The following is a 23,293-nucleotide window of genomic DNA, read 5'->3' on the forward strand; positions in this document are numbered from 1 at the left end:
GGTGCCATCCACCGCACTGACCGCCATCGGCACCCTGGTCACCAACGATCCGGCGCTCGGCGATGGACCGCTCGGCCTGCGCCGCGACGCCGCCGTGGTCTTCGAGGACGAGACGGTGGTGTGGGTCGGTGACAGCGCCGCGGCCCCGGCCGCCGATACCGGCGTCGACCTCGGTGGTCGCGCCGTCCTGCCCGGATTCGTCGAATCGCACGCGCACCTGGTGTTCGCCGGTGATCGCGCCGAGGAGTTCGCCGCCAGGATGGCGGGGCGGCCGTACGCGGCGGGCGGTATCCGCACCACCATCGCCGCGACCAGGGCAGCCTCCGACGACGCGCTCGCCGCGAACCTCGCGCGCCTGTTCGACGAATCGGTCCGTGCGGGCAGCACCACCGTCGAATGCAAGAGCGGCTACGGCCAGACCGTGGCCGACGAGCTGCGCAGCGTACGGATCGCGGGCCGGTTCACCGGCGAGGTGACCCTGCTCGCCGCGCACGTCCCGCCGCCGGAGTACGCGGGCAGAGCCGACGACTACGTGGCGATGGTGATCGCCGAGATGATCCCGCGCTGCGCGCCGCACGCGCGCTGGATCGACGTGTTCTGCGAGCAGGGCGCGTTCGACCGGGACCAGGCGCACGCGGTGCTCTCGGCCGGCATCGAGCACGGCCTGGTGCCGCGGGTGCACGGCAATCAGCTGCACCAGGGTCCGGGCGTTCGGCTGGCGGTGGAGCTCGGTGCGGCCTCGGTCGACCACGTCGCCCATGTGTCCCCCGCCGATATCGACGCGCTCGCGGGCAGCGACACGGTGGCCACGCTGCTGCCGGGCGCCGACTTCTGCACCCGCAACAGCTATCCGCCCGCCAGGGCACTCATCGATGCCGGGGTCACCGTGGCGCTCGGCGCCGACTGCAATCCCGGTACCAGCTACACCACCAGCCTGCCGTTCTGTATCGCGCTCGCGGTGCGGGAGCTGCACATGACCCCGGACGAGGCGGTGTGGGCGGCGACCGCGGGTGGCGCGAAAGCACTGCGCCGCACCGATATCGGCAGACTGACCCCCGGGGCTCGGGCCGACGCGATCGCACTCGGCGCGCCGTCGCATCTGCACCTCGCCTATCGCCCCGGTGTTCCGCTGATCGACCGGGTGTGGCGCGCGGGCGCCGTCGTGCACGCGGGTCTGCCGCGATGACTGCCGCATCCTGGACCGGCCGCGTCGACGGCACCACACCCGAACATCTGCGGTGGCACCAGGCCGTCACCGAATACGTGCCGGGCGGCGACACCGGCGCGTGCGCGTTCCTCGGCTTCGCCAGCGATGCCGGCATACGCCGGAACAAGGGCCGCCCCGGCGCCGCGCAGGGCCCCGGCGCGCTGCGCAGAGCACTGTCACCGATGGCGCTGCGCACCCCGCTGCGCGCTGTCGACGCGGGCACCGTCACGGTGTTCGGCGACGATCTCGAGGGCGGTCAGCACCTGCTCGGGACAAAAGTATCCGGCCTGCTCGACGACGGCGCCTTTCCGGTGGTCCTCGGTGGTGGGCACGAAGTCGCCTACGGCACCTATCTCGGGGTGGCAGGCTCGACCCGGCGCACCACGGGCACCAGGGTCGGCATCCTGAATCTGGACGCGCATTTCGATCTGCGCCCGGATCCGGTCCCCAGCTCGGGGACACCGTTCCGGCAGATCCTCGACGCCGACCCGGACGTGCGCTACGCCGTGCTCGGCATCAGCCAGCCGAGCAACACCACCGTGCTGTTCGACACCGCGGACCGCTTCGGCGTGTCCTATCTGCTCGACGACGACTGCGAGCCCACTCGCGCGGGTGATTTCGTCGCCGGGTTCCTGGCCGGGATCGATCTGCTCCACCTGACCATCGACCTGGACGTGCTGCCCGCAGCGGTCGCACCCGGCGTGAGCGCGCCCGCCGCCTTCGGTGTCCCCCTGTCGGTCGTGCAGGCGGTCTGCGACCAGGTGACCGGTTCCGGAAAACTGGCGGTGGTCGATGTCGCCGAGCTCAATCCCGCGCTCGACCCCGATCAGCGCACCGCCCGCACCGCCGCCAGACTGATCCACCGCATCGTCACCGGGCACGTGCGCGGCTGAACCTGCCTTCGGTGGTCACTCGGCCACCGGGACCTCCGCGCCCCTGCTCCTTCGGCTCACGATCCCGCGCATGACCGGTTCGACGACGCGTGCCGCGATCGGGCCGATGATCGCCATCAGCAGCACATAGGTCGTGGCCAGCGCTGCGAATCCGGTCGGGACCGCGCCCGCGGCCACGGCGAGGCCCGCGATGACGATGGAGAACTCGCCGCGGGCGACCAGCGCGGTACCCGCTCGCGCCCGGCCCAGCTGCGAGGCGCCTGCCCGTTTGGCCGCCCACCAGCCGGTGGCGATCTTGGTCGAGGTGGTGACCACGGCGAGCAGCAGCGCCCAGCCGAGCACGGGCGGGATGTTCGCCGGGTCGGTGCTCAGCCCGAACAGGACGAAGAACATGGCCGCGAACAGGTCGCGCAGCGGTTCGAGGATCTTGGTCGCCTCGTGCGCGGTGGAGTCGGAGATGGCGATACCGAGCAGGAACGCGCCGACCGCCGCCGACACCTGCACCGCCGAGGCGAGACCGGCGACAAGCAGCGCCGAACCGAGCAGCTTGAGCAGGAAGATCTCGCGATCCTCGCTGGCCACGATCGCCGAGACATACCGGCCGTAGCGCAGCGCGACGAGCAGTACCAGGGTCACCGCGACGAGCGCGATGCCGACGGTGGTCATCCCGGCCACGAACCCGACACCGGCCAGCACCGCGGTGAGCACCGGCAGATACACCGCCATCGCCAGGTCCTCGAAGACCAGGATCGACAGCACCACCGGGGTTTCCCGGTTGCCCAGCCTGCCCAGATCGTTGAGCACCTTCGCGACGATGCCGGAGGAGGAGATATAGGTGACGCCCGCCATCGCGATCGCCCCGGTGGGGCCGAGTCCGAGCATGAGCGCGACGATCACGCCCGGCGTCGCGTTGAGCACCAGGTCGACCAGCCCAGCCGTCCACGACTTGCGCATGCCGGTGACCAATTCCCCGGCCGTGTATTCCAGACCGAGCAGCAACAGCAGCAGGACCACGCCGATCTCGCTGGCGATGTGGATGAAATCGTCCACCTCGTGCAGCTCGATGAGTCCACCGGTGCCGAACACCAGGCCGCCGAGCAGATAGAGCGGGATGGGTGAGAGACCGACGCGGGCCGCGATCCGGCCGAGCACACCGAGCCCGAAGAAGACCGCGCCCAGCTGGATCAGGGCGAGTGCGGAACCACTGATGTGCACCGGCTCAGCCGTCGCTGAGGATCACGGCGGCGGCATCGAGCCCCGCCTTGGTACCGACGACGACCACCATGTCCCCACCGAGGAATTCGAACTCGGGGCCGGGCGAGGCGTGCACCTGGCCCGCCCGCAGCACCGCGACGATCGAGGCGCGGGTTCTGGTACGCATCTCGGTCTCGCCGAGGCGGCGGCCCGCGTAGGCCGAGTGCGCCGGCACCGGCATCGAACGGGTACTCACGCCGTCGAGGTCGCGGTGCTCCTCGCGCAGCTGTGCGACCAGTTGCGGTGCGCCGAGCAGGCCGGCCAGGGTGCGGGCTTCGGCATCCGACAGCGGGACCTGGACCGTGGTGTCCGGGTCACCGACCTTGGTGAAGATCAGATCGGTGCCACCGTCCTTGCGATCCACCACACCGATGCGGCGGTCCACCTTGGTCAGCGAAAACTCTTTCCGCACACCGATACCCGGCAGCGAAGTGACATCTACGTTCATTGTTGGATCACCTAACCTCAGCTAGGCGATACCTTACCTGCCCTTTACCCTTCGGGCGTTCTCGTCAGCCCTGGTCGAGCAGGCGGCCCGCCGCTTCCAGACCCTCGTCGGTGCCGACGACCACCACCAGATCGCCGGCGATGAAGGTGAAATCCGTTCCCGGCGACGGGGTCACGTCACCGGCGCGGACCACCGCGACCACCGAGGCCTTGGTCCGCGTCCGCATGGCGGTGTCGCGCAGCTGCCTGCCGTCGAAGGGGCTGCCACGGTCGATCGCGAACTGGCGGGTCGTCAGCTCGCCCACGCCGAGTGACTCCGGGGTCTTCTCCACCACTTGCGGCGCGCCGAGCAACCCGGCCAGGACGCCGATCTCGGTACCGGACAGGGGAATCGACGTGGTGGTGTCGTAGTCCCCCGCTCGCGAGACGACCAGATCCACCGAGCCGTCGCGGTGTTCGACCACGCCGATCCGGCGCCGGGCCTGCGCCAGCGGAAAATCCTTGCACACGCCGATCCCCGGAAGTGGCGTCACATCGATGTTCACGCCCTCACAGTACGACTAGTCGGGAACAACTACAGCCCCACCCTCGTACTCCCGCGTTCGCCGGATCATCGGCGAGGCATCGGCCATATTTGTTGCCCTCGGCGCGTGTCCCGACCACCACCGCACCCCGGCCACCTGTCGGTCGGCCGGCGCTCTCGCCTGCGACTGCCCTGCTTGCTCGGTCCCGCGGCTGGAACTCACGCCCGTACCGATGGGCTAGGGCGCGAACTTCCAGCGGGTGGCCCCGTGCGGATCGGTGAGCGCCACCCCGACCGCTACCCGCGGCACGAAGCGATACAGGTACCACGGAGCCGGGCCCGCGCTCTGCGCGCTGAACGGGGCGGTGACCGCGTCGCCGTCCCGTTCGGCGGGCCAGCCGCCGTCACGGTAGACGGCGGTGACCCGGTCGAGTTCGGCGTGGTCGGTGGTGCGGGTGGCCACGCCTTCGAACACGACGTCGATGTCGTCGACGAAGCGGAACGACAGCGTGCACGCCGGGTTGCCGGTCAGATGCCGGGATTTGCGGCTTCCCGGCCCGCTGGTGAAGTAGAGACAACCGCCGACCAGGCACGCACCGATCCCGGCGGAGTGCGGGCGCCCGTCGGCGCCGACGGTACCGAGGAACTGGGTGGTCTCCAGCGCGGCGAGCCGCTCGTCCAGCGCGGTGCGCACCCGGCTCCACGGCAACTGGTCGGTGTTGTAGATGTTGAGGTCGGTGGCCTCGACCGGGTCGGGCAGCATCGGTACTCCTCTACGCGGCGGGGCCCCGGCGGCGACGCGGGTCCGGGGTCGAGGGAGGACTCACAGTGCCCGTCGAGTATAGGTGCGCACGGGCCGGGAGGTCGTTGGCTTGCGCATTCCGGCGAAGTTGTGTGTTGTTGAGTCGTGACCAACTCATCCGGAGACGCGTATCCCCTCACGGACACGATGACCACCACGACGGCGGTACACGACGGCGTCACGGTGCTGACGGTGACCGGCGAGGTCGATCTGGCGACCGCACCCGCGCTCGACGCCACGCTCGAAGCCGTCCTCGCCGCCAAGCCCGCGACGCTGGTGATCGACCTGACCGCCGTCGGTTTCCTGGCCTCGGCGGGCATGGCGACGCTGGTCGCCGCGCATCAGCGGGCAGGCGACACCACCGCCATCGCGGTCGTCGCCGACGGGCCTGCCACCAGCCGTCAGCTGAAGATGACCAGCCTGGACCAGGTGTTCGCCATGCACACCACGCTGGCCGCCGCCCTGGCATCGTTCACGTCCTGACCTGCGAGACAACGCGCCGCCGTCCGGATCACCCCGGCGGCGGCGCGTTGCGTCGTCCGCGCGGTCAGCAGAGACCGCGCAGCTGCTCGATCAGCTTGACCCGGCCCGCCGCGTTCTCGGCAAGCGGCGTCACGTTCAGCGTGGTGACCCCGGCCTCGGCCATGGCCGCGATGCGGTCCTTGACGAAGCTCTCCGGGCCGATCAGCGAGACGTCACGCACCAGGTCGTCCGGCACGGCCTGCGCGGCGGCCTGCTTGTCCCCGGCCAGATACAGCTCCTGGATCCGGTCGGCGGCCTCGCCGTAGCCGTACTTGGTGGCGAGCGTGTGATAGAAGTTCTTGCCCTTGGCACCCATGCCGCCGATGTAGAGCGCCAGGTGCGGCTTGACGAATTCCAGCAGCGGTGTGACGTTCTCGCCGATGGCCAGCGCCGGACCGGCGAAGACCTCCAGCTCGCCGAGCGCCGGGTCGCGCTTGGCCTTGCCCGCGGCCAGCGCGTCGCCCCACACCTCGCCCGCCTTCTCCGGCAGGAAGAAGATCGGCTGCCAGCCCTCGGCCAGTTCGGCGGCCAGCTCAACGTTCTTCGGGCCGAGCGCCGCGAGCAGCACCGGAATGCGTTCGCGCACCGGGTGATTGATCAGCTTGAGTTCTTTGCCGAGTCCGGTGCCGCGGTCGGCGGGCAGCGGGATCTGGTAGTGCTTGCCCTGATAGTTCAGCTTCTCCCTGCGCCAGACCTTGCGGCAGATCTCCACCAGCTCGCGGGTGCGGCCGATCGGGGCGTCGTAGGGCACACCGTGGAAACCCTCGATGACCTGCGGACCCGACGCGCCGAGGCCGAGGATGAACCGGCCGTCGGAGACGAAGTCGAGGCCGGCCGCGGTCATCGCGGTCAGGCTGGGGGTTCTGGTGTAGATCTGCAGGATGCCGGAGGCCAGCTGCACCCGTTCGGTGCGGGCGGCCAGGAACCCGAGGGCGCTCACCGCGTCGAACGAGTACGCCTCCGGGACGAAGACGATGTCGAGTCCGGCGCGTTCCAGGTCGGCGACCTCGGCCGCGACCTCCTTGAAACCGCCCGAGTAGTTGATGCTCAATCCGATCCGCATGTCACCCAACATAGCCCCGTCGGCACCGGCCACCCCGACCGGTCGGTCCGCGCGCGCTGCCGCAGGTCGGCCGGGGTGAGCGGGCACGCACGCGGTAGCGTTGACGGCGATTCCCCGAGTTCTCCGCACCGCACCGAAAGGCCACCACGTCGTGTCGCAGCCCACCGCCTCGCCGCAGCAGATCGCCCCCTCCATCGGTGCGGTGACGATCGAGCACTATCTCTCGGAGCTGGGCGCGAAGGTGCCCGCGCCCGGTGGCGGTGCGGTGGCGGCCCTGCACGCCGCGCAGGCCGCGGCGCTGGTGGCGATGGTCGCGCGCTACACCACCAGGGCCAAGGACGCCGAGCACCGCCCGGTCGTCGACCGGCTCATCGAGGCCGCCGACGCCGCGCGGGAACGGGCGCTGGCACTGGCCGATGCCGATGCCGCCGCATTCACCGCGGTCGGCGCGGCCTACAAACTGCCCAAGGACACCGACGCGGAGCGCGCCGCCCGCACCGAGGCGATCAATGCCGCGCTGGTCGAGGCCGCCCGGGTGCCCGCCGCGGTGGTCGACGAGGCCGACGAGATCCTGTCGCTGGCCGCCGAACTGCTGCCGATCGGCAACCCGAACGTGGTCACCGACATCGGCGCCGCCGCCGACGCGGCCCGTGCCGCCGCGATGAGCTCCCAGCTCAATATCGAGATCAATGTCGGCTCGCTGCCCGCCGCCCTCGGCGACGGCTTCGCCACCGCCCTGCTGCGCGTCGACACCGTCGCCGCCCGCGCCGACGCGCTGCACGCCGACGTGCTGCACGCCGTCCGCGGCTGAATCAGGCCGCGGCAGGAACGCGCCGCCGACGAGATCGCCACCACCAGTACCGAATTCGACGTCTTCACGCGGATCGGACCGACATCGTCGCCGCGCGGCGGGCTGCCCAGGTCTCGAATCAGGACACCGCCACGGGCGCCTTACCAGCGCGAACACAAGACGACACTCCGATGGACAAGCAGGCCGTTACCACTTCGATAGGTCTAGTTGATCATGGCGGCCTAGACTTGGAGTCCGCCTACGAGTGACCGAAGGGGTGGCGTTTATGAGGAACGCACTTCGTTTCCTGTTCGTCGCGTTGCTGGCGGCACTACTGGCCGCATTCTGGTCGGGGGCCGCGTCGGCGGCGCTCGTCGGGGGAAGTCAGGGTCCGCGGGTCACCGCGATCTCACCGGCGCCCGGCCAGGTGGTCGGCATCGCCGCGCCGGTCACGTTCAGTTTCGCCGCGCCGGTCACCGACCGCGCCGGCGCCGAACGGGCCGCCTCGATCAGCGCCACCGAGACGCTGCCCGGCACCTTCGCCTGGCTCGACGACGCCACACTGCGCTGGTCACCCACCGGCACGCTGCCCGCCGCCGCGCCGATCTCGGTGCGGTTCGGCGAGCTGCGCACCGAGTTCCGGACCAACGGTGGCGTCTACGCCGAGGCGAACCTGTCGGCGCACACGTTCACGGTGAGCATGGGTGGCCAGGTGGTGCGGCAGATGCCGGCCTCGATGGGCAAGCCCGGCTTCGAGACACCGACCGGCACCTTCCCGGTACTGGAGAAGTTCCGGTCGCTGGTGTTCGACTCGCGCACCATCGGCATCCCGCTCGACGACCCGGAGGGCTACATCATCGACGGCGAGTACGCCGTGCGGCTCACCTGGGGCGGGGTGTTCGTGCACTCGGCACCGTGGTCGGTGGACTCGCAGGGCTACGCCAACGTGAGCCACGGCTGCATCAATCTCGCCCCCGCCGACGCCGCCTGGTACTACGAGAATGTCGGGATCGGTGACCAGGTCTACATCCACTGGTGAGTATTTCCCTCGTGGCGTTCGGCGATCCCTCGTCCTGCGCAGTATCGTGCCCCGTAACGAAATCGTTGTGATGAAGGCGGGGCAATGGATCGACCGGATGCGCACAGACCGACCGGGGCTCGACAGCACGACCCTGGATCGGTCGGTGGTCCGTTCGGCGCTGCCCCCGGCAGGCATTCGGCGCGCGATCTCGGCGCCCCGCCACCCCGCCGGGTGACCGCCACCGCCGACTCCGACACCGGTCCACGGCACCGGCTCGGCGGCGGACCACGCACCCCCGCCGGCATCCCGGTCATCTCGTTGCCGCCGGTTCCCGCACTGAACATGGGCACCAAGGACGGGTACGCCACCGACCGGCTGCCGATCGTCGGTGGCCCCCTCGACCCCGGTGCGCACCACGCACTTGCCGACATCCCCTCTCCGGCACCGACACACGGCAGCGGTCCGGCCACCGAACGGTTCCCGACCAGCACCGACACCGCGTTCGGGCACGCCCCCGGTGCCGGGACGCACGCTCCGGACGCGATGTCCGCCTCCACCGGGACACACACGCCGGTGCCATCACCCGCACCGACCCCGGCGCCCGGATCCACCGCGACAGACCCCCGTCCCGCGGCCCCGGCACCCACCGCAAGGCAGCCGCGTGTGCCATCGCCGGCACGCGTCCAGGCGTACGCCCCGGCCACCTCCGCCACGACCCGAGCGCCGATGTCCGCACCAGCACCCGCCCGCATCGCGACAGACGCCACGCGACGCCACGCACCCGCGGCTACACCCGCGCCGATCTCACCGCGCGGGCACTCATCGACGCCCGCTCGCCCGGCACCGCACGGACTTACCCCATCCCCCACACCCGCCGCCGTTTCCACACCGGTCTCCTGGCACGGGCCTGCCGCGACATACGAATCCGCACCGACGGCAGCCGCCGCACCCGCCGCGGTGCACGCGCCGACGACACCGCGCGCATCCACCGCCGCATCGCAGGCACCTGCCGCGTCCGCTACCGATCCCGATTCCCTTCTCGCCCAGCACGATCCCGATCCGTCGCGCCCCGCTCCCGATTACGGTGGCGACGACGAGGTGTTCGTCAGGATGATCAACCGGTCCAAGCGCCGTCGGCCGCCGCGCTGGGCGGCGCCGCTGGCGGCGTCGATGGCCGGTGCCCTGCTGATCGGTGGCGGGTACTTCCAATTGCGTGGTCCGGCACCGGAATCCGCCGCGGCAAGCAGCCCGATCGGCGCGGGCAGCGCCCCCGCGCCGAGCAGGTGCCCCGCCGAGCAGGTGGGCAGCAGGATCCAGGGCAACGGGCCTGGCGGTACCGAGAACGGGGTCGCGGCGATCCTGGCGTTCCAGCACGCGTACTACGTGGCCCGCTCGGGCGATCAGGCCCGCACCTTGGTGTCCAAGAACTCCGACCTGCCCTCGGGGGCCGACATCCAGGCCGGGATCGACACCATTCCGGCGGGCACCACGCACTGCCTGTCGATCACCCCGGCGGCCGACGCCGGACAGTACTTCGTCGAGATCACCGAGTTCCGGCCGGACGAGGTGCCGATCACCTACAACCCGCAGCTGGTCGGCACCGCCGAGGTGGGCGGCAAGTACCTGATCACCTCGATCGGGCCCGCCCGCTAGCCACCGGGGCGAAAGCCGCTCAGCCGCGCGCCTTCTCGGCCGCCACCACCACGTGCCGCATCAGCAGCGCGGTGGTCACCGGGCCGACACCGCCGGGGACGGGGCTCAGCGCGGCGGCCTTCCCGTCGACCGAGGCCGCGTCGACATCGCCGACGATGCCGCCGTCGGCGGCCTCGTTGGTGCCGACGTCGATCACCACGGCGCCGTCGCCGATGTGCTTGCCGGTGACCAGCCCGATCCGGCCCGCCGCGGCGACCACGATGTCGGCGGGGGTGGTGACGGCGGCGAGGTCGGCGGTGCGGGAATGGGCGACGGTGACGGTCGCGTTCTCGGCGAGCAGCAGCTGGGCCAGCGGCTTGCCGACGACATTGGACCGGCCGACGACGGTCACCAGGCGGCCCCGCAGCGCGATGCCGTGGTGCTTCAGCAGTTCGACCACGGCCTCGGAGGTGGCGGGGACGAAGCCGTCCAGGCCTGCGGCGAGCAGGCCCAGCGAGAGCGGGCTGACCCCGTCGACGTCCTTGTGCGCGGCGATGGCCGAACTCACGTCGTCGAGGCTCACGCCCGCGGGCAGCGGGGTCTGCAGCATGATCGCGTCGGTGGCGGGGTCGGCACTGCGCGCGGCGAGCTCGGCACGGATGGTCTCGGCGCTCGCGTCGGCGCCGAGATCGATCCGCTCGCACGCGATTCCGAGCCGTTCGGCCGCCTTGCGCAACGAGTTCACATACCAGGCGCTGGCCGGGTCGTCGTTGGCGACGATCAGCGCCAGCGTCGGCGCGGGGCCCGCGGCGGTGAGCGCGGCGGCGCGTTCCTTCGTGTCGGCGTTGATGGCGGCGGCGAGTTCCTTGCCGGTCAGCGAAGCGGTATCCACGGTGGGTCAGCTTATCCGCCGCTACCGACCCCGGTGCGCACCGGGCGGCGACGCGCGGAAGGTCGTCGGGGTCCGTAGCCCGCGCGGGCCGCGGCCGTAGGGTGTCGCCAGCTCTGCCAGCAGCTCTGCCAGCACGTACCGAACCGTTCGCGGGAAGGGTGTCGACTGTCGTGACGATCTCGAGGCATTGGAAGCAGGCGGCCGCCGCCGTACTCGCGGCGGTCGCGATCACCAGCGCCGGGGCGGGTCCGGCCACCGCCGAGGCGGACGTGACCGCGCTGTACAACTCCGCGCAGCAGCACTTCACCAACGGCGACGACGCCGCGGGACGGGCCGATCTGCGTGCCCTGATCGACGCCGATCCGAACGACGCCGAAGCGCTCGCGTTGCAGGCCATCTGGTCGCATTACGCGGGTGATCCGGCCGCGGTCGGCGCGGCGATGGCCCGCCTCGGCGCGCTCGACGCCGGGATGGCCGCCGGCACCTCGAACGTGTTGCGGGCGGTCACCGCCGCGGCCGCGACCCTGCCCAATCCGCTGCCCGCGTTGATCGGCCCGCAGACCGGGATCGTGGTGCTCGGCTACGGGCTGCTGCCCGACGGCGCGCTGCGCCCGGAACTGGAGAACCGGCTGACCGCGGCCTGGCTGCAGGCGATCGCGGCGCCGCTCTCCCCCGTGATCGTCACCGGCGGCAATCCGCGCAACGGCATCTCCGAGGCGGAGGCCATGCGGCGCTGGCTGGTCGGGCGCGGCCTGCCGAACGAGCGCATCCACGTGGAGGACCGGGCCGGATCGACAGTGCAGAACGCGCTGTTCAGCTCGCGCCTGCTGCGTGATGTCGGCGCGCACAGTGCCGTGGTGGTGACCTCGCCGAACCACATCCGCCGCGCGGTCGCCGATTTCCTGGTGGCGGGGACGAACGTGGTCGGGGCGATGACCTCGCTCGAGCAGCTGGTCTCCCAGCTGCCGCCACCGGCGCGGGCCGCGCAGCGCGGCATCTACCTCGACGCCACCCGCACCTTCCAGCTCGCCACCGCGCGCTGAAAATTCGGTTGTCCCGTCGGGGACAATCGCCACATGGGTGTTTCGGTTCCCGGCGATGTGGTCGTCGCGCTGCGCACGGCGGGTTGCGTCTTCGCCGAGGACGAGGCGGCGCTGCTGCTCGAGGCCGCCGCGGGTGACCAGGCCCGGCTGGCGGCGCTGGTCGCGCAGCGGGTGGCGGGCACGCCGCTGGAGTACCTGCTGGGCTGGGTGGAGTTTCGCGGGCTGCGGATCGGAGTGCGGCCGGGCGTGTTCGTGCCGCGGCAGCGGACGGCGTTCATGGTCGAGCAGGCGCTGGCCACCGTCGCGCCAGGCAACCAGCAGGTCTGTGTGGTCGATCTGTGTTGCGGCTGCGGCGCACTCGGGCTGACCGCGGCGACCGAACTCACCGCGCGCGGTCACACGGTCGAGCTGGCCGCCGCCGATATCGATCCGGTGGCGGTGGCATGCGCGCGGGAGAACCTGGCGCCGTTGCACGCACCGGTGTTCGCCGGCGACCTCTTCGACGCGCTGCCCCGTGATCTGCGCGGCCGGATCGAGGTGCTGCTGGCGAATACCCCGTATGTGCCGAGCGACCGGGTCGCGGAGATGCCGCCGGAAGCGCGCGAGCACGAGCCGCTGGTCGCGCTCGACGGCGGCACCGACGGTCTCGCGGTGTTCCGGCGGGTCGCGGCGGACGCGGCGGACTGGCTCGCGCCCGGCGGCACGGTCGCGGTGGAAGTGTCGACCGGACAGCTGGATTCGGCCCGCGCGATCCTCAGCGGGCACGGGCTGCCGACACGGGTGGCGGAGTCGGCGGAGCACTACGCGACCGTGGTCCTCGGCACCAAGCCCTTGCGGGCGGTGCACCACTGACCCGTACATCGGCAGTGGGTGCACCACCGCACCCACTGCGCGCGCAACGACGATGCCCCGGCGAGCTGCTCACCGGGGCATCGGACACACCTACTTGCGGCCGGTGAACTGGTCCATCGAGTGGTACACACCCACCGCGTTGAGGTAGAAGTCGCGCACCTTGATCGGCAGCAGGCCGGTCAGCGCGCGGTTCATCCGCGAGGTCCACGGCAGTACCACCAGCGCGCCGCCGTTCTTCATCTCCCGCCACGCGGTGTCGACCACATCGTGCTGCTCGAGCATCGGTGTGAACAGGATGCCCTTGGCGCCGTCGAACATGCCGGTGTTGATGTAGGTCGGGCACAGGGTGGTGACCTTCACGTGGTCGTGCCCGGCCTGCTCCAGCTCCAGGCGCACCGAGTCCGACCAGCCGAGTGCGGCCCACTTCGAGGCCGCGTAGACGGCCATCCGCGGGTTGGCGACCAGACCGGCCGAGGACGCGATGTTGAGCACGCGCGCCTGCCCCGCGCCCGCGACCATGCCCGGCAGGAACTCGAGCGTGAGGTACATCGGCGCCAGCGAATTGATCGCCATGGTCTTGTCGATATCGGCGCGGTTCTCGGTTTCCCAGAAGTAGGTGTTACCCCGCACGATGCCCGCGTTGTTGACCAGGATGTCGATCCCGCCGATTTCGGCGCGCACGGCGGCGGCGGCCTCGCGGATCGCTTCCTGCGAGGACACGTCGACGACGTACTGGTGCACCTTGCCGCCTTCGGCGGCGAGCTGGGCGGCGGTCTCGCGCAGGGCGAGCTCGTTGACGTCCCACAGCACCACCGCGTCGGCGCCCTCACGCACCGCGTGCTCGGCGAACAGCTTGCCGAGTCCCATGGCGGCACCGGTGACCAGCACCCGCTTGCCCGCGACCGTTTCCAGTTTCATGTCCTGCCTACCCCTGCTTCGTCCGGTCCTCGCCGCTACTTCTGCCGCAGCGTCTTCATGACGCCGAAGACCAGCGTCATCGTCTTGGCCCAGGTCTGCTCGGACATGCCGGGCAGCGGGGCGATGGGGAGCACCCGCTGGACCGCGACGGTCTGGGTGTCCACGTACTTGAGCAGGCCCTCAGGACCGTGCCTGCGGCCCTGGCCCGAGATGCCGAGACCGCCCGACGGCGCGTCGATGCTGCCCCACGCGGCGATGAAGCCCTCGTTGACGTTCACCGAGCCGGCGTTGATCCGGGCCGCGACGGCCTTGCCGCGCTCGACGTCCTTGCTCCACACGCTGGCGTTGAGGCCGTAGGCGGTGTCGTTGGCCGCCTCGACGGCGTCGTCGTCGGAGTTCACCCGGTAGATCGAGACGACCGGGCCGAAGGTCTCCTCGCGGTACACCGTCATTCCGGGTGCCACGTCGACCAGCACGGTGGGCTCGTAGAAGTACGGGCCGAGGTCGGGGCGGGCGCGGCCACCGGCGAGCACCTTGGCGCCCTTGGCGACGGCGTCGTCGACATGCGCGGAGACGGTGTCGAGCTGACGCTGGAAGGTCAGCGAGCCCATGTCCCTGCTGTAGTCGAGCTCGCCACCGAGCGTCATGTTCTTGACATTACCGACGAATTCGGCCACGAACTGGTCGTAGACCGTCGCGTCGACGTAGATGCGTTCCATCGACTCGCACAGCTGCCCGGCCGAGGCGAAGCAGGCGCGCACGGCCAGCTTGGCGGCCTTGGAGACATCGGCGTCCGAGAGCACCAGCAGCGGGTTCTTGCCGCCGAGTTCGAGCGAGTAGCCGATCAGGCGCTCACCCGCCTGCCGGGCGATGGTGCGGCCGGTGGCGCTGGACCCGGTGTAGTCCACGTAGTCGGCTCTGGCGATCACGTCGCCGCCGATCTCGCGGCCGCGCCCGAGCACGGCCTGCCACAGCCCCCGCGGCATGCCTGCGCGTTCGGCGGCGTCGATGGCCCACAGTGCCGACAGCGCGGTCTGGTTGTCCGGGCGCGCGATGACGGCGTTGCCTGCGACGAGGGCAGGCAGCGCGTCGGAGGCCGACAGGGCGAGCGGGTAGTTCCACGGCGAGATCACCGCGACGACGCCCTTGGGCCGGTTGTGCACCTCCACCGAGGTGAGCACCGGCAGCACGCCGCGCGGCTTGCGGTCGGCCAGCAGCTTGGGCGCGACCGCGGCGTAGTAGCGCGAGTTCAGCGCGACGTCGCCGACCTCGTCGAAGGCGTGCGAGCGGCACTTGCCGGTCTCGGTCTGCACGATATCGAGGATGGTGTCCTGCTCGGCGAGCACGATGTCGTGGAAGCGGCGCACGATCTCCACCCGCTGCTTGACCGGCACCTTGGCCCAGTCACGCTGGGCGTGCCTGGCGACGGCGAAGGCGCGGTCGATATCGGCGATCGAGGACTGCGGCAGGTCACCGATCTTGTGTCCGGTGGCCGGGGCGAAGACCGGCACCGACGGGGCACCGCCCGCCACCGCGCGGTCGAACAGGGGCTTGACCAGCGCGGCGGGCAGCGCGGTCGGTTCGGCGGTCAGCTCGGGGGCTGTCGTCATTGTCGGCCCTTCTCCTCAGGCGGATGGCTCGCGGCGGTTCTGCTATTTGCTGAACACTGGTGTTAGATTAATGGTTGCCGCCGGTGCCGTGTCAAGCTTCCAGTGGTTGTGAGGGAGGTGTGATGTCCGGTGATTCCGCAGTGGTGCGCCGTGGGCGGCCGCCGCAGACCCAGGAGCAGGCCGAAGAGGTCCGCGCCAGGATCGTGGAGGCGGCCGCGGCCGTGTTCACCCGCAACGGGTCGCGTGGGCTGAGCGTCGCCCAGATCATCGAGCAGGCCGGGCTGGCCAGGCCGACCTTCTACCGGTATTTCGGTAATGCGACCGAGCCGTTGCACGTGGTACTCACGGCCTCCAACGACGGCTTGGTCGGCGGGATCGCCGATGCGCTCACCGGCAGCGGCGAACCGGTGCAGCTGGGCATCCGGCTCATCGACGCCTACGTGGACTGGGCGCGTGGGCACGGCCCGATGCTGCGTCCGCTGTTCGCCGAGCTGCACGACCCCGGCTCCCCCGTGTCGGCCTACCGGGAGCGCGCGCTCGACGACATCCGCGATCTGGTGCGCAAGACCTTCGGGGAACTCGGCCGCCCCGTCCCCGCCCCGCTGGACCTCGATGCCGCCCTGCACGTGTGCGAGTACGTGGTCTACCGGCTCACCGTCGGTGCCGATCCTGACCACGATCCCGCGCCCGACCTGGTCTCGGAGGCCAGACTGACGATGATCCGGATGCTGCTCGTCACCCTCGGCACCAAGGACGACCTCGCCTACGCGATGGAACTGCCCGGCTTGTTCCCCGACGCCTGAGGCTCACTCGGCAGCTCCCTCGCACAGCGGCGCACTATGCGCCCGCGCCCGGTCGTATCGGGCGCACACAGAATCTCCACAAGTGGCGCCGGATCCCTCCACACCGGCTCGCTAAGGTCGCACCATGGAATTCAGTGGGGGCTCGGCCGCGTCTCCGGCCCGCCGGGTACTCGTCGTCGACGACGAGGTGACGATCGCGGAGTCGGTGGCGGCCCGCTTGCGGGCCGAGGGATTCGCGGTGGCGGTGGCGCACGACGGGCCGGGTGCGGTGGCGGCGGCCGCCGCGGGGGAACCGGACCTGGTGGTGCTGGATGTGATGCTGCCCGGGTTCGACGGGCTCGAGGTGTGCAGGCGAATCCAGGCCGACCGGCCGGTCCCGGTGCTCATGCTCACCGCACGGACCGACGAGACCGATCAGCTCGTCGGGCTCGGCGTCGGCGCCGACGACTATCTGACGAAACCGTTCTCGATGCGGGTGCTCGCCGCCCGCGTGCACGCCCTGATGCGCCGGGTCGACCGGGCCGCCGAACGGGACGCCAGCACCATCGTGGTCGGCGATCTGCGCATCGATCTCGACGAGCGCCGGGTCTGGCGCGGCGGGACCGAGGCCAGGCTGACACCGCTGGAATTCGAGCTGCTGGCCCGGCTCGCGCACCGGCCACGCGCGGTACTCGGCCGGGAACGGCTGCTCGAGGACATCTGGGACTGGTCGGACGCGGCGGGCACCAGGGCGGTCGACAGCCACATCAAGGCGTTGCGCCGCAAGCTCGGCGCCGATCTGATCCGCACCGTGCACGGGGTCGGCTACGCGCTGGACGCCCGATGAGCACCGTGGGCGACCGGCTGGCCGAACTGCTGCCGCGGCCATTGGATCCGCTGCGGTCGATCAAGCTGAAACTGGCCGTGCTGATGGTGAGTTCGGGGGCGGTGGCGTTCGCCTACTTCTGGTACCGGATCGGCTGGCTGCCGACCTTCACCACCCTCACGGCGATGATCATCGCGCTGGTGACTTCGCAGTTCCTCGCCCACGGCATCACCAGGCCGCTGCGCGAGATGACCGCGGCGGCGCGGCGAATGGCCCACGGCGACTACAGTTTCCGGGTGCGGGCCAGCTCCCGTGACGAGGTGGGGCAGCTCGCGAACGCGTTCAACCAGATGGCGGCCGATCTCGCGGCGGCCGACCGGCAACGCCGCGATCTCATCGCCAATGTCTCACACGAACTGCGCACTCCGGTGACGGCACTGCACGCGGTGCTGGAGAACATCGTCGACGGGGTGAGCGAGCCGGATCCGGCGACGCTGCGGACCGCGCTGGCCCAGACCGAACGGCTAGGCCTGCTCGTGTCGGAGCTGCTCGATCTGTCCAGTATCGAGGCGGGCGCGTTCACCCTCGACCGCGAGATCCTGCCGGTGGCACCGCTACTGGCCGAGGTGATCGCCGAGGCCGAGGTGATGACGGCCGCGCTCGGCCGCGGCGTCCGGTTCACCACGAGGATCGAACCGGAAGCGATGACCGTCGACGCCGACCGGGCCCGGCTGCACCAGGTGCTGTTCAATCTGCTCGACAATGCGGCCAGGCACGGTCCAGCAGGCGGCGAAGTGCGGGTCAGCACCCGGGCGGTACCCGGCGCGACCGTACTGGAGATCGCCGACGACGGCCCCGGCATCCCGGAGGCCGACCGCGCCACCGTCTTCGACCGGTTCACCCGAGGTGGGCCGACCGACGGCGGCGGGACCGGCCTCGGCCTGGCCATCGCCCGCTGGGTGATCGACCTGCACGGCGGCACCATCGCCGTCGCCGACCCAGGCTCCCGCATCCGCGTCGTCCTGCCCACGACCTGACCCCATTCACCTACCAGCCCCGGACCACCAGTCCAGGGCCGATTCCACACACCTTCCGGAGGGGACAACCATGCCAGAACACACCGCGACCGGCGATCAGGACGACGGCACCGAGACCACGCCTCAGGTGCCGACGGCGCAGGAGGGGATGTCCCGCGCTGAACCCGCCGCTCCCGCGCAGAACCACACCCTGCTGGCGGGCTCGGGCGTGACACCAGGATCCGCTGCCGCGCACGGCAGTAGCCCGGAGCCGCAACCGGGACCGGCCACCACGCCCGAACCTGCTGTCGCACAGAGCCGAAGATCGCCGGAATCATCGGCGCAGGGGTCGACGTCCGCGATGGAAGGCGAGGAGAACCACAGCCCGGCGGAGCCACCGGGCCCGAGCGTGGCACCCGAATCCGCTGCCACCCAGGGCAGCAGCAAGCCGGAGTCGCAACAGGGTCCGGCCGCCGAGCCCGAACGGGTCCCCGCGCCGAGCCAACGACCGACGGAACCACCCGCGCCGACCACGGCATCCGGGCCCGGTGCCGCGTATGGCAAGAACACCGAGCAGCCACCGTGGACGCCAGGACGGCAACCGCCCATGCCGCCCCTTCCCCCTCCGCCGCCGCGGGTCCGGGCGCGGTGGGAGCGGGTCGCACGGCCCGCAGGCGTCCTGCCCGCCGCCGCGATTACCGGAATCGTCGGCGCCACAGTGATTCCCATCGACCGGCCCGGCATCGGCTGGCTCGTCGCGGGCGCGACGACCGCCGCGGCCCTGTGCGCCGTCGACTACCGGGCGCGCTCCCGCCGCGCGAACACGGCACCGCCGCCGACACCAGCGGTGGCGGCGCCGTCCGTCCTCGGCGACCTGTCGTTGTCCGCAGGTGCGCCGGGACCGGATGGGGGTCCAACCACCCCGGCGAGCACAGGCTCGGAGACGCCGCCGAACCCGGCGCCCACTACCGCGGCGAACGCCGCACCCAGCGCCACACCGGCGAACCCAGCGCCCACTACCGCGACAGCTAACGCGGCACCGAGCATCACCTCGGCAGCTGATGTCGCGTCGGAGTCCGCGATGCCGCTTCCCGGTGGGCAGGCACACGCCGGTGGGCAGGCACACGCACCGGGGGCTGCCGTCCGACCGACGCCCGCGACAGCGGCTGCGACCATGTCAGGGGCGGGACCGTCGCAGGCAGCCGCACAATCGGCAGCGGCAGCACCGTCTACGCCAGGTGCAGAACCGTCGTCGGCAGCAGCACCACCAGCAGCGGCACCGCCGTCTACGCCAGGGGCGGGACCGTCGCCGACCGCGGCACAATCGGCAGCGGCAGCACCGTCTACGCCAGCGGCAATACCGCCGTCGGCAGCAGCACCATCAGCAGCAGCGGCGCCTGTGCCAGGGGCGAAGTCCGCCGCCGCCGACGCTACCGACGTCGCGGATGTGCCGGTCGCGGGGCGGGATCGGCTGTGGTGGGGTGCGGTGGCGCTGGCGTTGCTCGGGGTCGGAGCGGTGCGGGCGGCGGGGTGGCTGTTCGTGCTGTGTGTGCTGGCCGCCGGGGTGGCCGGGTCGCTGGCGGTGCTCGGGCGGCGCAGTTCGCGCGGGATCGCGCACGATGTGCTCGCGGTGCCGTTGGCGACGTTCGGCGCGGTGCCGTGGGCGTTCTCCGGGCTGCGGGAATCGGGGTCGGCGCGGGTGTCGGGCCTGCGCAGGTACGGTGTGTCGGTCGCGGCGACCGTCGGTGTGCTCGTGGTCTTCGTTCCGCTGCTCGGTGGTGCCGACGCGACGTTCGCCGAACTGCTGAGCGGGGTGGTGCCGTCGGTGGATCCGGCCGGTACCTGGCAGTGGCTGGGGCTGTTCGGGGTGGTCGCGGTCGGTGCGCTCGGCGCGCTGTATCTGCTCGCCGGTCCGCCCGCCCCGGCACCGGCGGGTCAGCGGCCTGCCCGGCAGTGGTCGCGCAGCGAGTGGGTACTGCCGGTGAGCGCGTTGACGCTGCTGTTCGCGGTGTTCGTCGGCGCCCAGTTCGTCGCCCTGTTCGGCGGCGACGACTACGTGCAGCGCACCGCCGGACTCACCTACGCCGAGTACGCCCGCAGCGGATTCTGGCAGCTGTCGGTGGTGAGCATCCTGACCCTGGCGGTGATCCTGGCCGTACTGCACTGGGCCACACAGGAGTCCGCGGCCGACCGGCGCTGGCTGCGGGTGCTGCTCAGCGCGGCGAGCGTGCTCGCCCTGGTGATCGTCGGCTCGGCGCTGGCCAGGATGTGGACCTACCAGCAGGCCTACGGCTTCACCGTGCTCCGGCTCCTGGTCGAGGTGTGTGAGCTGTGGGTGGGCCTGGTGTACGTGCTCGTCCTCGTGGCGATCGCCGGGTTGCGCTGGCGCTGGATGCCGCGCGCGGCCATCGGCACCGCGCTCGGCACGCTGCTGGCGCTGGCGCTGCTGAATCCGGAACGCCTGGTCGCCGAACGCAATATCGACCGCTGGGCCACCGGCGAGCGCCTCGACTCCTACTATCTCAGCACCCTGTCCCCCGATGTCCTCCCGGCGCTCACCCGCCTGCCCGCGCCACTGCGCACCGATATCGAGGACCCCATTCTGGACAGACTCGACGACGACCCCTGGTGGTCGTGGAACTTCGCCAGGAGCACAGCCCGCTGACCGAACGGGACACGGCCGTCGACCTCGCTGCCCCACCGGCCCGTGCGATGGGACCGCCTGGCACCGGCGCCGGAACCGGTTCGCGCGCATCGCCTTCCGGGACGAGCCGAGGACAGGCACAGCGCAGCATCGGTCGCCGAGCCTCGCCATCGACGGCCCGCTCCGGTCGGCTCGACGGAGATCTCCGGTGGGCGCGGAAGTTCGCGGGTAGCACCTCGCGGACCTCCGAAGATGCTGCGCGACACCGCCCGCAGCACCGGACAAGTCCATCGCTGTCGTCGAAGGTTACCGGGTTCGGATCTCCGAGACAGACACGAAGCGGCACGGAGACGAGGAGGCGATCGGGTCGGTCGCGGGACTTCCGCACCGCGTCCGGTCAGCTAGGCGTGCTGCGGGACAGTCCACTGGCCCGCAGCACCCGGCGTCCGATCGCGGCGCGGATCGCGTCCTCGCTGCCGATGACGCGGACGTGGGTGCGGGCGCGGGTGATGGCGGTGTAGAGCAGTTCCCTGGTGAGCAGCGTGGATTCGGGTTCGGGCAGCACCACCGAGACGGTGTCGTACTGGCTGCCCTGACTGCGGTGGATCGTCATCGCGAACACGGTGACCACGGCGGGAAACTGGGTGGGATGCACCAGGTACGGCTCGCTGCCACGTTGCAGCGCGGCGCGCAGCGAGCCGTCGGGGCGGCGCACGATGACGCCGGTGTCACCGTTGTAGATGCGTGCCTCGTGATCGTTGGCCGTCACCAACAGCGGCTGACCCGGATACCAGACCTGCTGTGGCGCAGCGGGTCCCGCCCCGCCTGCCGCCGCCCACTCCGCCGCCATCCGGTCCCAGCGTTCGACACCGAACGGGCCCTGCCGGTGCGCGCACAGCAGCCGGTGCGATTCCAGCGCGGTCAGCGCACCGACCGCATCGCCCGCCTCCGCCGCCGCGGTGACCGCCAGCGCCGTGCCGGTGACATCGGCGCGCACCGCGGCCGTGTCGTCGGTGGCGCACAGCGAGACATCCACCCCACCGGCACGCAGGATCGACAGCGCGGTATCGGCGTCGCCGGCGCGCACCGCGATCGCCAGCTCCGCGATGCGCCCACCGAATCGCCTGCCCCTGGTGAGCCGCACGATCCCACCGGCGAGCCTGCGCTGCTCGACGGCGCTCAACGCGCCGCCGCCTGCGCCGGGGCGCCCCGCAGGAGGCACCCAACCGCCTGGCGCACCGTACACAGCGCCCACCTCACCGCCGGGCCGTCCAGCGCGACCCGCCGAACCGTCGGTCCCGGACCGGGGCGTTCCCGTGTCAGGAGACTCAGCTGGGCCGCCATCGAGCACCCGACCGCTGCTCGCCGACTCCGCAGGCACACCGGGGCGGTCCGCTCCGGTGACCGGGTGGACCTGTACGGGTGTGCCCGAGGCCGCGCACTCGGCGATCGACCACGCGCCGAGCGCCGGATCCGCGGCGACCAGGTCCCACAGCGACGGGTTGGGTGCGGCGCCGACCGGGCCTGCGACCAGGTCGGCCAGTACGGCGCCCGCGTCGACGGAGGCGAGCTGGTCGGGGTCGCCGACGAGCACGAGCCTGGTATCGGGCCGCAGCGCGGAGAACAGGTGACTCATCATGGTGAGCGAGACCATCGACGTCTCGTCGACCACCACCACGTCATAGGGCAGCCGATTGTGTTCGTGATGCCGGAAGCGGGTGCTGCGGCCGCGCTGCCAGCCGAGCAGCCGGTGCAGGGTGGCGGCGGTCAGCTCGGGCAGGCCGAGTGCGGCGGCCTGCCCGCGGACGGCTTCCTGGAGCCGGGCCGCGGCCTTGCCGGTGGGCGCGGCCAGTGCGATGCGCAACGCGGGCAGTCGCGGCGTGGCGCGCCGCTGCGCGGTGAGCAGCGCCAGGATGCGGGCGATGGTGTGGGTCTTGCCGGTGCCGGGCCCGCCCGCGACCACGGTGGTCCAGTGTGTGGCGGCCAAGGCGGCGGCCAGCCGCTGCCGATCCGGCCCGTCGCCCGCGGGGCCGGGGAACAGCCGATCCAGCTCCGCACGGACGAGATCGGTATCGATCACGGGGTGGTCGGCACCGCGTTCGGTGAGCACCCGGCGCAGCGTCTGCTCCTGCTGGTAGTACCGGTCCAGGTACAGCAGCGCCCCGCCGTCGGTGTCGGCTTCGACCAGGCGCAGCGGTCGCAGCGGCCCCGCGACCCCGCCCTGGATCAGCGGGCTGCGGCGCAATGCCGCCAGCACCACATCGGTCTCCGGCCACGGCAACGTCGCCGGATCGAGTCCGGTTGCGGCGTCGCGGCTTTCGTCGGCATCGATGCCGATCTCGCGCATCCGCGCCACCTCGAGGCAGACCGATCCCGAACGCACCGCGCGCACCGCCAGCGCCGCCGCGAACAGCACCTCCGCGCACTCCTCGCGGCCCATCCGGCCCAACCGCACCGCGACGTGCACGTCGGCGGCCGAGAGCACCCCGGCCTCGTTGAACACCCGCAGCAGCCCGGTCCCCCGCTGCGCCACCTGAATCGATGTCATCGCCCACG

At 71.4% G+C, this 23,293-nt stretch carries 21 protein-coding genes; 12 read left to right on the forward strand and 9 right to left on the reverse strand.

Annotated features, from left to right (window positions below):
• Window position 1: 1 nt before the first annotated feature.
• Both hutI and hutG read left to right on the forward strand, forming a co-directional pair.
• Window positions 2-1,186 (forward strand): imidazolonepropionase, encoded by a 1,185-nt coding sequence (gene hutI / locus ACFOW8_RS27610; RefSeq protein WP_378554480.1) that lies wholly within the window; start codon window positions 2-4, stop codon window positions 1,184-1,186.
• A complete protein-coding gene (gene hutG / locus ACFOW8_RS27615; RefSeq protein ID WP_378554481.1) occupies window positions 1,183-2,100 on the forward strand; it encodes a formimidoylglutamase in 918 nt (305 codons plus the stop codon). The genes hutI and hutG overlap by 4 nt, the downstream gene beginning before the upstream one ends.
• Window positions 2,101-2,115: 15 nt before the next feature.
• On the opposite strand, the gene ACFOW8_RS27620 is transcribed toward hutG, so the two are convergent.
• From ACFOW8_RS27620 to ACFOW8_RS27635, 4 genes are all read right to left on the reverse strand, one after another.
• Window positions 2,116-3,309: a cation:proton antiporter gene (locus ACFOW8_RS27620; RefSeq protein WP_378554701.1), complete on the reverse strand. Its 1,194-nt coding sequence runs from the start codon at window positions 3,307-3,309 to the stop codon at window positions 2,116-2,118.
• A gap of 10 nt (window positions 3,310-3,319) precedes the next feature.
• A complete protein-coding gene (locus ACFOW8_RS27625; RefSeq protein WP_378554483.1) occupies window positions 3,320-3,802 on the reverse strand; it encodes a cation:proton antiporter regulatory subunit in 483 nt (160 codons plus the stop codon).
• Window positions 3,803-3,866: 64 nt separating this feature from the next.
• On the reverse strand, window positions 3,867-4,346 hold the full coding sequence (locus ACFOW8_RS27630) for a cation:proton antiporter regulatory subunit (protein WP_378554484.1): 480 nt from the start codon (window positions 4,344-4,346) through the stop codon (window positions 3,867-3,869).
• Between the two features lie 216 nt (window positions 4,347-4,562).
• The gene (locus ACFOW8_RS27635; protein ID WP_378554485.1) at window positions 4,563-5,087 is read right to left on the reverse strand and encodes a pyridoxamine 5'-phosphate oxidase family protein; all 525 of its coding nucleotides are present in this window, start codon (window positions 5,085-5,087) and stop codon (window positions 4,563-4,565) included.
• Between the two features lie 186 nt (window positions 5,088-5,273).
• On the opposite strand from ACFOW8_RS27635, the gene ACFOW8_RS27640 reads away from it, so the two are divergent.
• The gene (locus ACFOW8_RS27640; protein WP_378554486.1) at window positions 5,274-5,609 is read left to right on the forward strand and encodes an STAS domain-containing protein; all 336 of its coding nucleotides are present in this window, start codon (window positions 5,274-5,276) and stop codon (window positions 5,607-5,609) included.
• A 64-nt stretch (window positions 5,610-5,673) separates the two neighbouring features.
• Here the strand turns inward: ACFOW8_RS27640 and ACFOW8_RS27645 are convergent, their stop codons facing one another.
• A complete protein-coding gene (locus tag ACFOW8_RS27645; protein ID WP_378554488.1) occupies window positions 5,674-6,711 on the reverse strand; it encodes an LLM class F420-dependent oxidoreductase in 1,038 nt (345 codons plus the stop codon).
• A 151-nt stretch (window positions 6,712-6,862) separates the two neighbouring features.
• On the opposite strand from ACFOW8_RS27645, the gene ACFOW8_RS27650 reads away from it, so the two are divergent.
• The 3 genes from ACFOW8_RS27650 (at window position 6,863) to ACFOW8_RS27660 (ending at window position 10,175) form a co-directional block, all read left to right on the forward strand.
• Window positions 6,863-7,522: a cyclodeaminase/cyclohydrolase family protein gene (locus ACFOW8_RS27650; RefSeq protein ID WP_378554489.1), complete on the forward strand. Its 660-nt coding sequence runs from the start codon at window positions 6,863-6,865 to the stop codon at window positions 7,520-7,522.
• Between the two features lie 265 nt (window positions 7,523-7,787).
• A complete protein-coding gene (locus tag ACFOW8_RS27655; RefSeq protein WP_378554490.1) occupies window positions 7,788-8,540 on the forward strand; it encodes a L,D-transpeptidase in 753 nt (250 codons plus the stop codon).
• Between the two features lie 84 nt (window positions 8,541-8,624).
• Complete coding sequence (locus tag ACFOW8_RS27660) at window positions 8,625-10,175, forward strand: hypothetical protein (RefSeq protein WP_378554492.1); 1,551 nt, start codon at window positions 8,625-8,627, stop codon at window positions 10,173-10,175.
• A gap of 19 nt (window positions 10,176-10,194) precedes the next feature.
• On the opposite strand, the gene ACFOW8_RS27665 is transcribed toward ACFOW8_RS27660, so the two are convergent.
• A complete protein-coding gene (locus ACFOW8_RS27665) occupies window positions 10,195-11,046 on the reverse strand; it encodes a bifunctional 5,10-methylenetetrahydrofolate dehydrogenase/5,10-methenyltetrahydrofolate cyclohydrolase (protein ID WP_378554494.1) in 852 nt (283 codons plus the stop codon).
• A 170-nt stretch (window positions 11,047-11,216) separates the two neighbouring features.
• Here ACFOW8_RS27665 and ACFOW8_RS27670 point away from each other — a divergent pair, with 170 nt between their 5' ends.
• Window positions 11,217-12,089, forward strand: coding sequence for a YdcF family protein (locus ACFOW8_RS27670; protein WP_378554496.1), 873 nt, complete (start codon window positions 11,217-11,219; stop codon window positions 12,087-12,089).
• A gap of 33 nt (window positions 12,090-12,122) precedes the next feature.
• Window positions 12,123-12,941: a putative protein N(5)-glutamine methyltransferase gene (locus ACFOW8_RS27675; RefSeq protein ID WP_378554497.1), complete on the forward strand. Its 819-nt coding sequence runs from the start codon at window positions 12,123-12,125 to the stop codon at window positions 12,939-12,941.
• 90 nt (window positions 12,942-13,031) lie between these two features.
• On the opposite strand, the gene ACFOW8_RS27680 is transcribed toward ACFOW8_RS27675, so the two are convergent.
• Both ACFOW8_RS27680 and ACFOW8_RS27685 read right to left on the reverse strand, forming a co-directional pair.
• Window positions 13,032-13,859 carry an SDR family NAD(P)-dependent oxidoreductase gene (locus ACFOW8_RS27680; protein ID WP_378554498.1) on the reverse strand — a complete coding sequence of 276 codons (828 nt, stop codon included), beginning with the start codon at window positions 13,857-13,859 and terminating at the stop codon, window positions 13,032-13,034.
• Between the two features lie 35 nt (window positions 13,860-13,894).
• Window positions 13,895-15,469, reverse strand: coding sequence for a succinic semialdehyde dehydrogenase (locus ACFOW8_RS27685; protein ID WP_378554499.1), 1,575 nt, complete (start codon window positions 15,467-15,469; stop codon window positions 13,895-13,897).
• Between the two features lie 122 nt (window positions 15,470-15,591).
• Here ACFOW8_RS27685 and ACFOW8_RS27690 point away from each other — a divergent pair, with 122 nt between their 5' ends.
• The 4 genes from ACFOW8_RS27690 to ACFOW8_RS27705 all read left to right on the forward strand — a co-directional run bounded on the left by ACFOW8_RS27690 (window position 15,592) and on the right by ACFOW8_RS27705 (window position 20,758).
• Window positions 15,592-16,272 (forward strand): TetR/AcrR family transcriptional regulator, encoded by a 681-nt coding sequence (locus ACFOW8_RS27690; RefSeq protein ID WP_378554500.1) that lies wholly within the window; start codon window positions 15,592-15,594, stop codon window positions 16,270-16,272.
• 124 nt (window positions 16,273-16,396) lie between these two features.
• Window positions 16,397-17,098, forward strand: a complete 702-nt coding sequence (locus ACFOW8_RS27695; RefSeq protein ID WP_378554501.1) for a response regulator — start codon at window positions 16,397-16,399, stop codon at window positions 17,096-17,098.
• Complete coding sequence (locus ACFOW8_RS27700) at window positions 17,095-18,114, forward strand: HAMP domain-containing sensor histidine kinase (protein ID WP_378554502.1); 1,020 nt, start codon at window positions 17,095-17,097, stop codon at window positions 18,112-18,114. Before ACFOW8_RS27695 ends, ACFOW8_RS27700 begins: the two co-directional genes overlap by 4 nt.
• Window positions 18,115-19,492: 1,378 nt before the next feature.
• The gene (locus tag ACFOW8_RS27705) at window positions 19,493-20,758 is read left to right on the forward strand and encodes a DUF4153 domain-containing protein (RefSeq protein WP_378554503.1); all 1,266 of its coding nucleotides are present in this window, start codon (window positions 19,493-19,495) and stop codon (window positions 20,756-20,758) included.
• Between the two features lie 376 nt (window positions 20,759-21,134).
• On the opposite strand, the gene ACFOW8_RS27710 is transcribed toward ACFOW8_RS27705, so the two are convergent.
• Window positions 21,135-23,285, reverse strand: coding sequence for an AAA family ATPase (locus ACFOW8_RS27710; RefSeq protein WP_378554504.1), 2,151 nt, complete (start codon window positions 23,283-23,285; stop codon window positions 21,135-21,137).
• Window positions 23,286-23,293 lie beyond the last annotated feature (8 nt).

It is taken from the genome of Nocardia rhizosphaerae (assembly GCF_042650365.1).
Taxonomy (GTDB): domain Bacteria; phylum Actinomycetota; class Actinomycetes; order Mycobacteriales; family Mycobacteriaceae; genus Nocardia; species Nocardia rhizosphaerae.

Excerpts from the sequence above, each read along its gene's own strand:
- ACFOW8_RS27700 (WP_378554502.1), top strand. The coding sequence starts at position 17,095 with ATGAGCACCGTGGGCGACCGGCTGGCCGAACTGCTGCCGCGGCCATTG.
- ACFOW8_RS27625 (WP_378554483.1), bottom strand. The coding sequence starts at position 3,802 with ATGAACGTAGATGTCACTTCGCTGCCGGGTATCGGTGTGCGGAAAGAG.
- ACFOW8_RS27695 (WP_378554501.1), top strand. The coding sequence starts at position 16,397 with ATGGAATTCAGTGGGGGCTCGGCCGCGTCTCCGGCCCGCCGGGTACTC.
- ACFOW8_RS27690 (WP_378554500.1), top strand. The coding sequence starts at position 15,592 with ATGTCCGGTGATTCCGCAGTGGTGCGCCGTGGGCGGCCGCCGCAGACC.
- ACFOW8_RS27660 (WP_378554492.1), top strand. The coding sequence starts at position 8,625 with ATGGATCGACCGGATGCGCACAGACCGACCGGGGCTCGACAGCACGAC.
- ACFOW8_RS27635 (WP_378554485.1), bottom strand. The coding sequence starts at position 5,087 with ATGCTGCCCGACCCGGTCGAGGCCACCGACCTCAACATCTACAACACC.
- ACFOW8_RS27685 (WP_378554499.1), bottom strand. The coding sequence starts at position 15,469 with ATGACGACAGCCCCCGAGCTGACCGCCGAACCGACCGCGCTGCCCGCC.
- ACFOW8_RS27655 (WP_378554490.1), top strand. The coding sequence starts at position 7,788 with ATGAGGAACGCACTTCGTTTCCTGTTCGTCGCGTTGCTGGCGGCACTA.
- ACFOW8_RS27675 (WP_378554497.1), top strand. The coding sequence starts at position 12,123 with ATGGGTGTTTCGGTTCCCGGCGATGTGGTCGTCGCGCTGCGCACGGCG.
- hutG (WP_378554481.1), top strand. The coding sequence starts at position 1,183 with ATGACTGCCGCATCCTGGACCGGCCGCGTCGACGGCACCACACCCGAA.
- ACFOW8_RS27645 (WP_378554488.1), bottom strand. The coding sequence starts at position 6,711 with ATGCGGATCGGATTGAGCATCAACTACTCGGGCGGTTTCAAGGAGGTC.
- ACFOW8_RS27710 (WP_378554504.1), bottom strand. The coding sequence starts at position 23,285 with ATGACATCGATTCAGGTGGCGCAGCGGGGGACCGGGCTGCTGCGGGTG.
- ACFOW8_RS27680 (WP_378554498.1), bottom strand. The coding sequence starts at position 13,859 with ATGAAACTGGAAACGGTCGCGGGCAAGCGGGTGCTGGTCACCGGTGCC.
- ACFOW8_RS27640 (WP_378554486.1), top strand. The coding sequence starts at position 5,274 with ATGACCACCACGACGGCGGTACACGACGGCGTCACGGTGCTGACGGTG.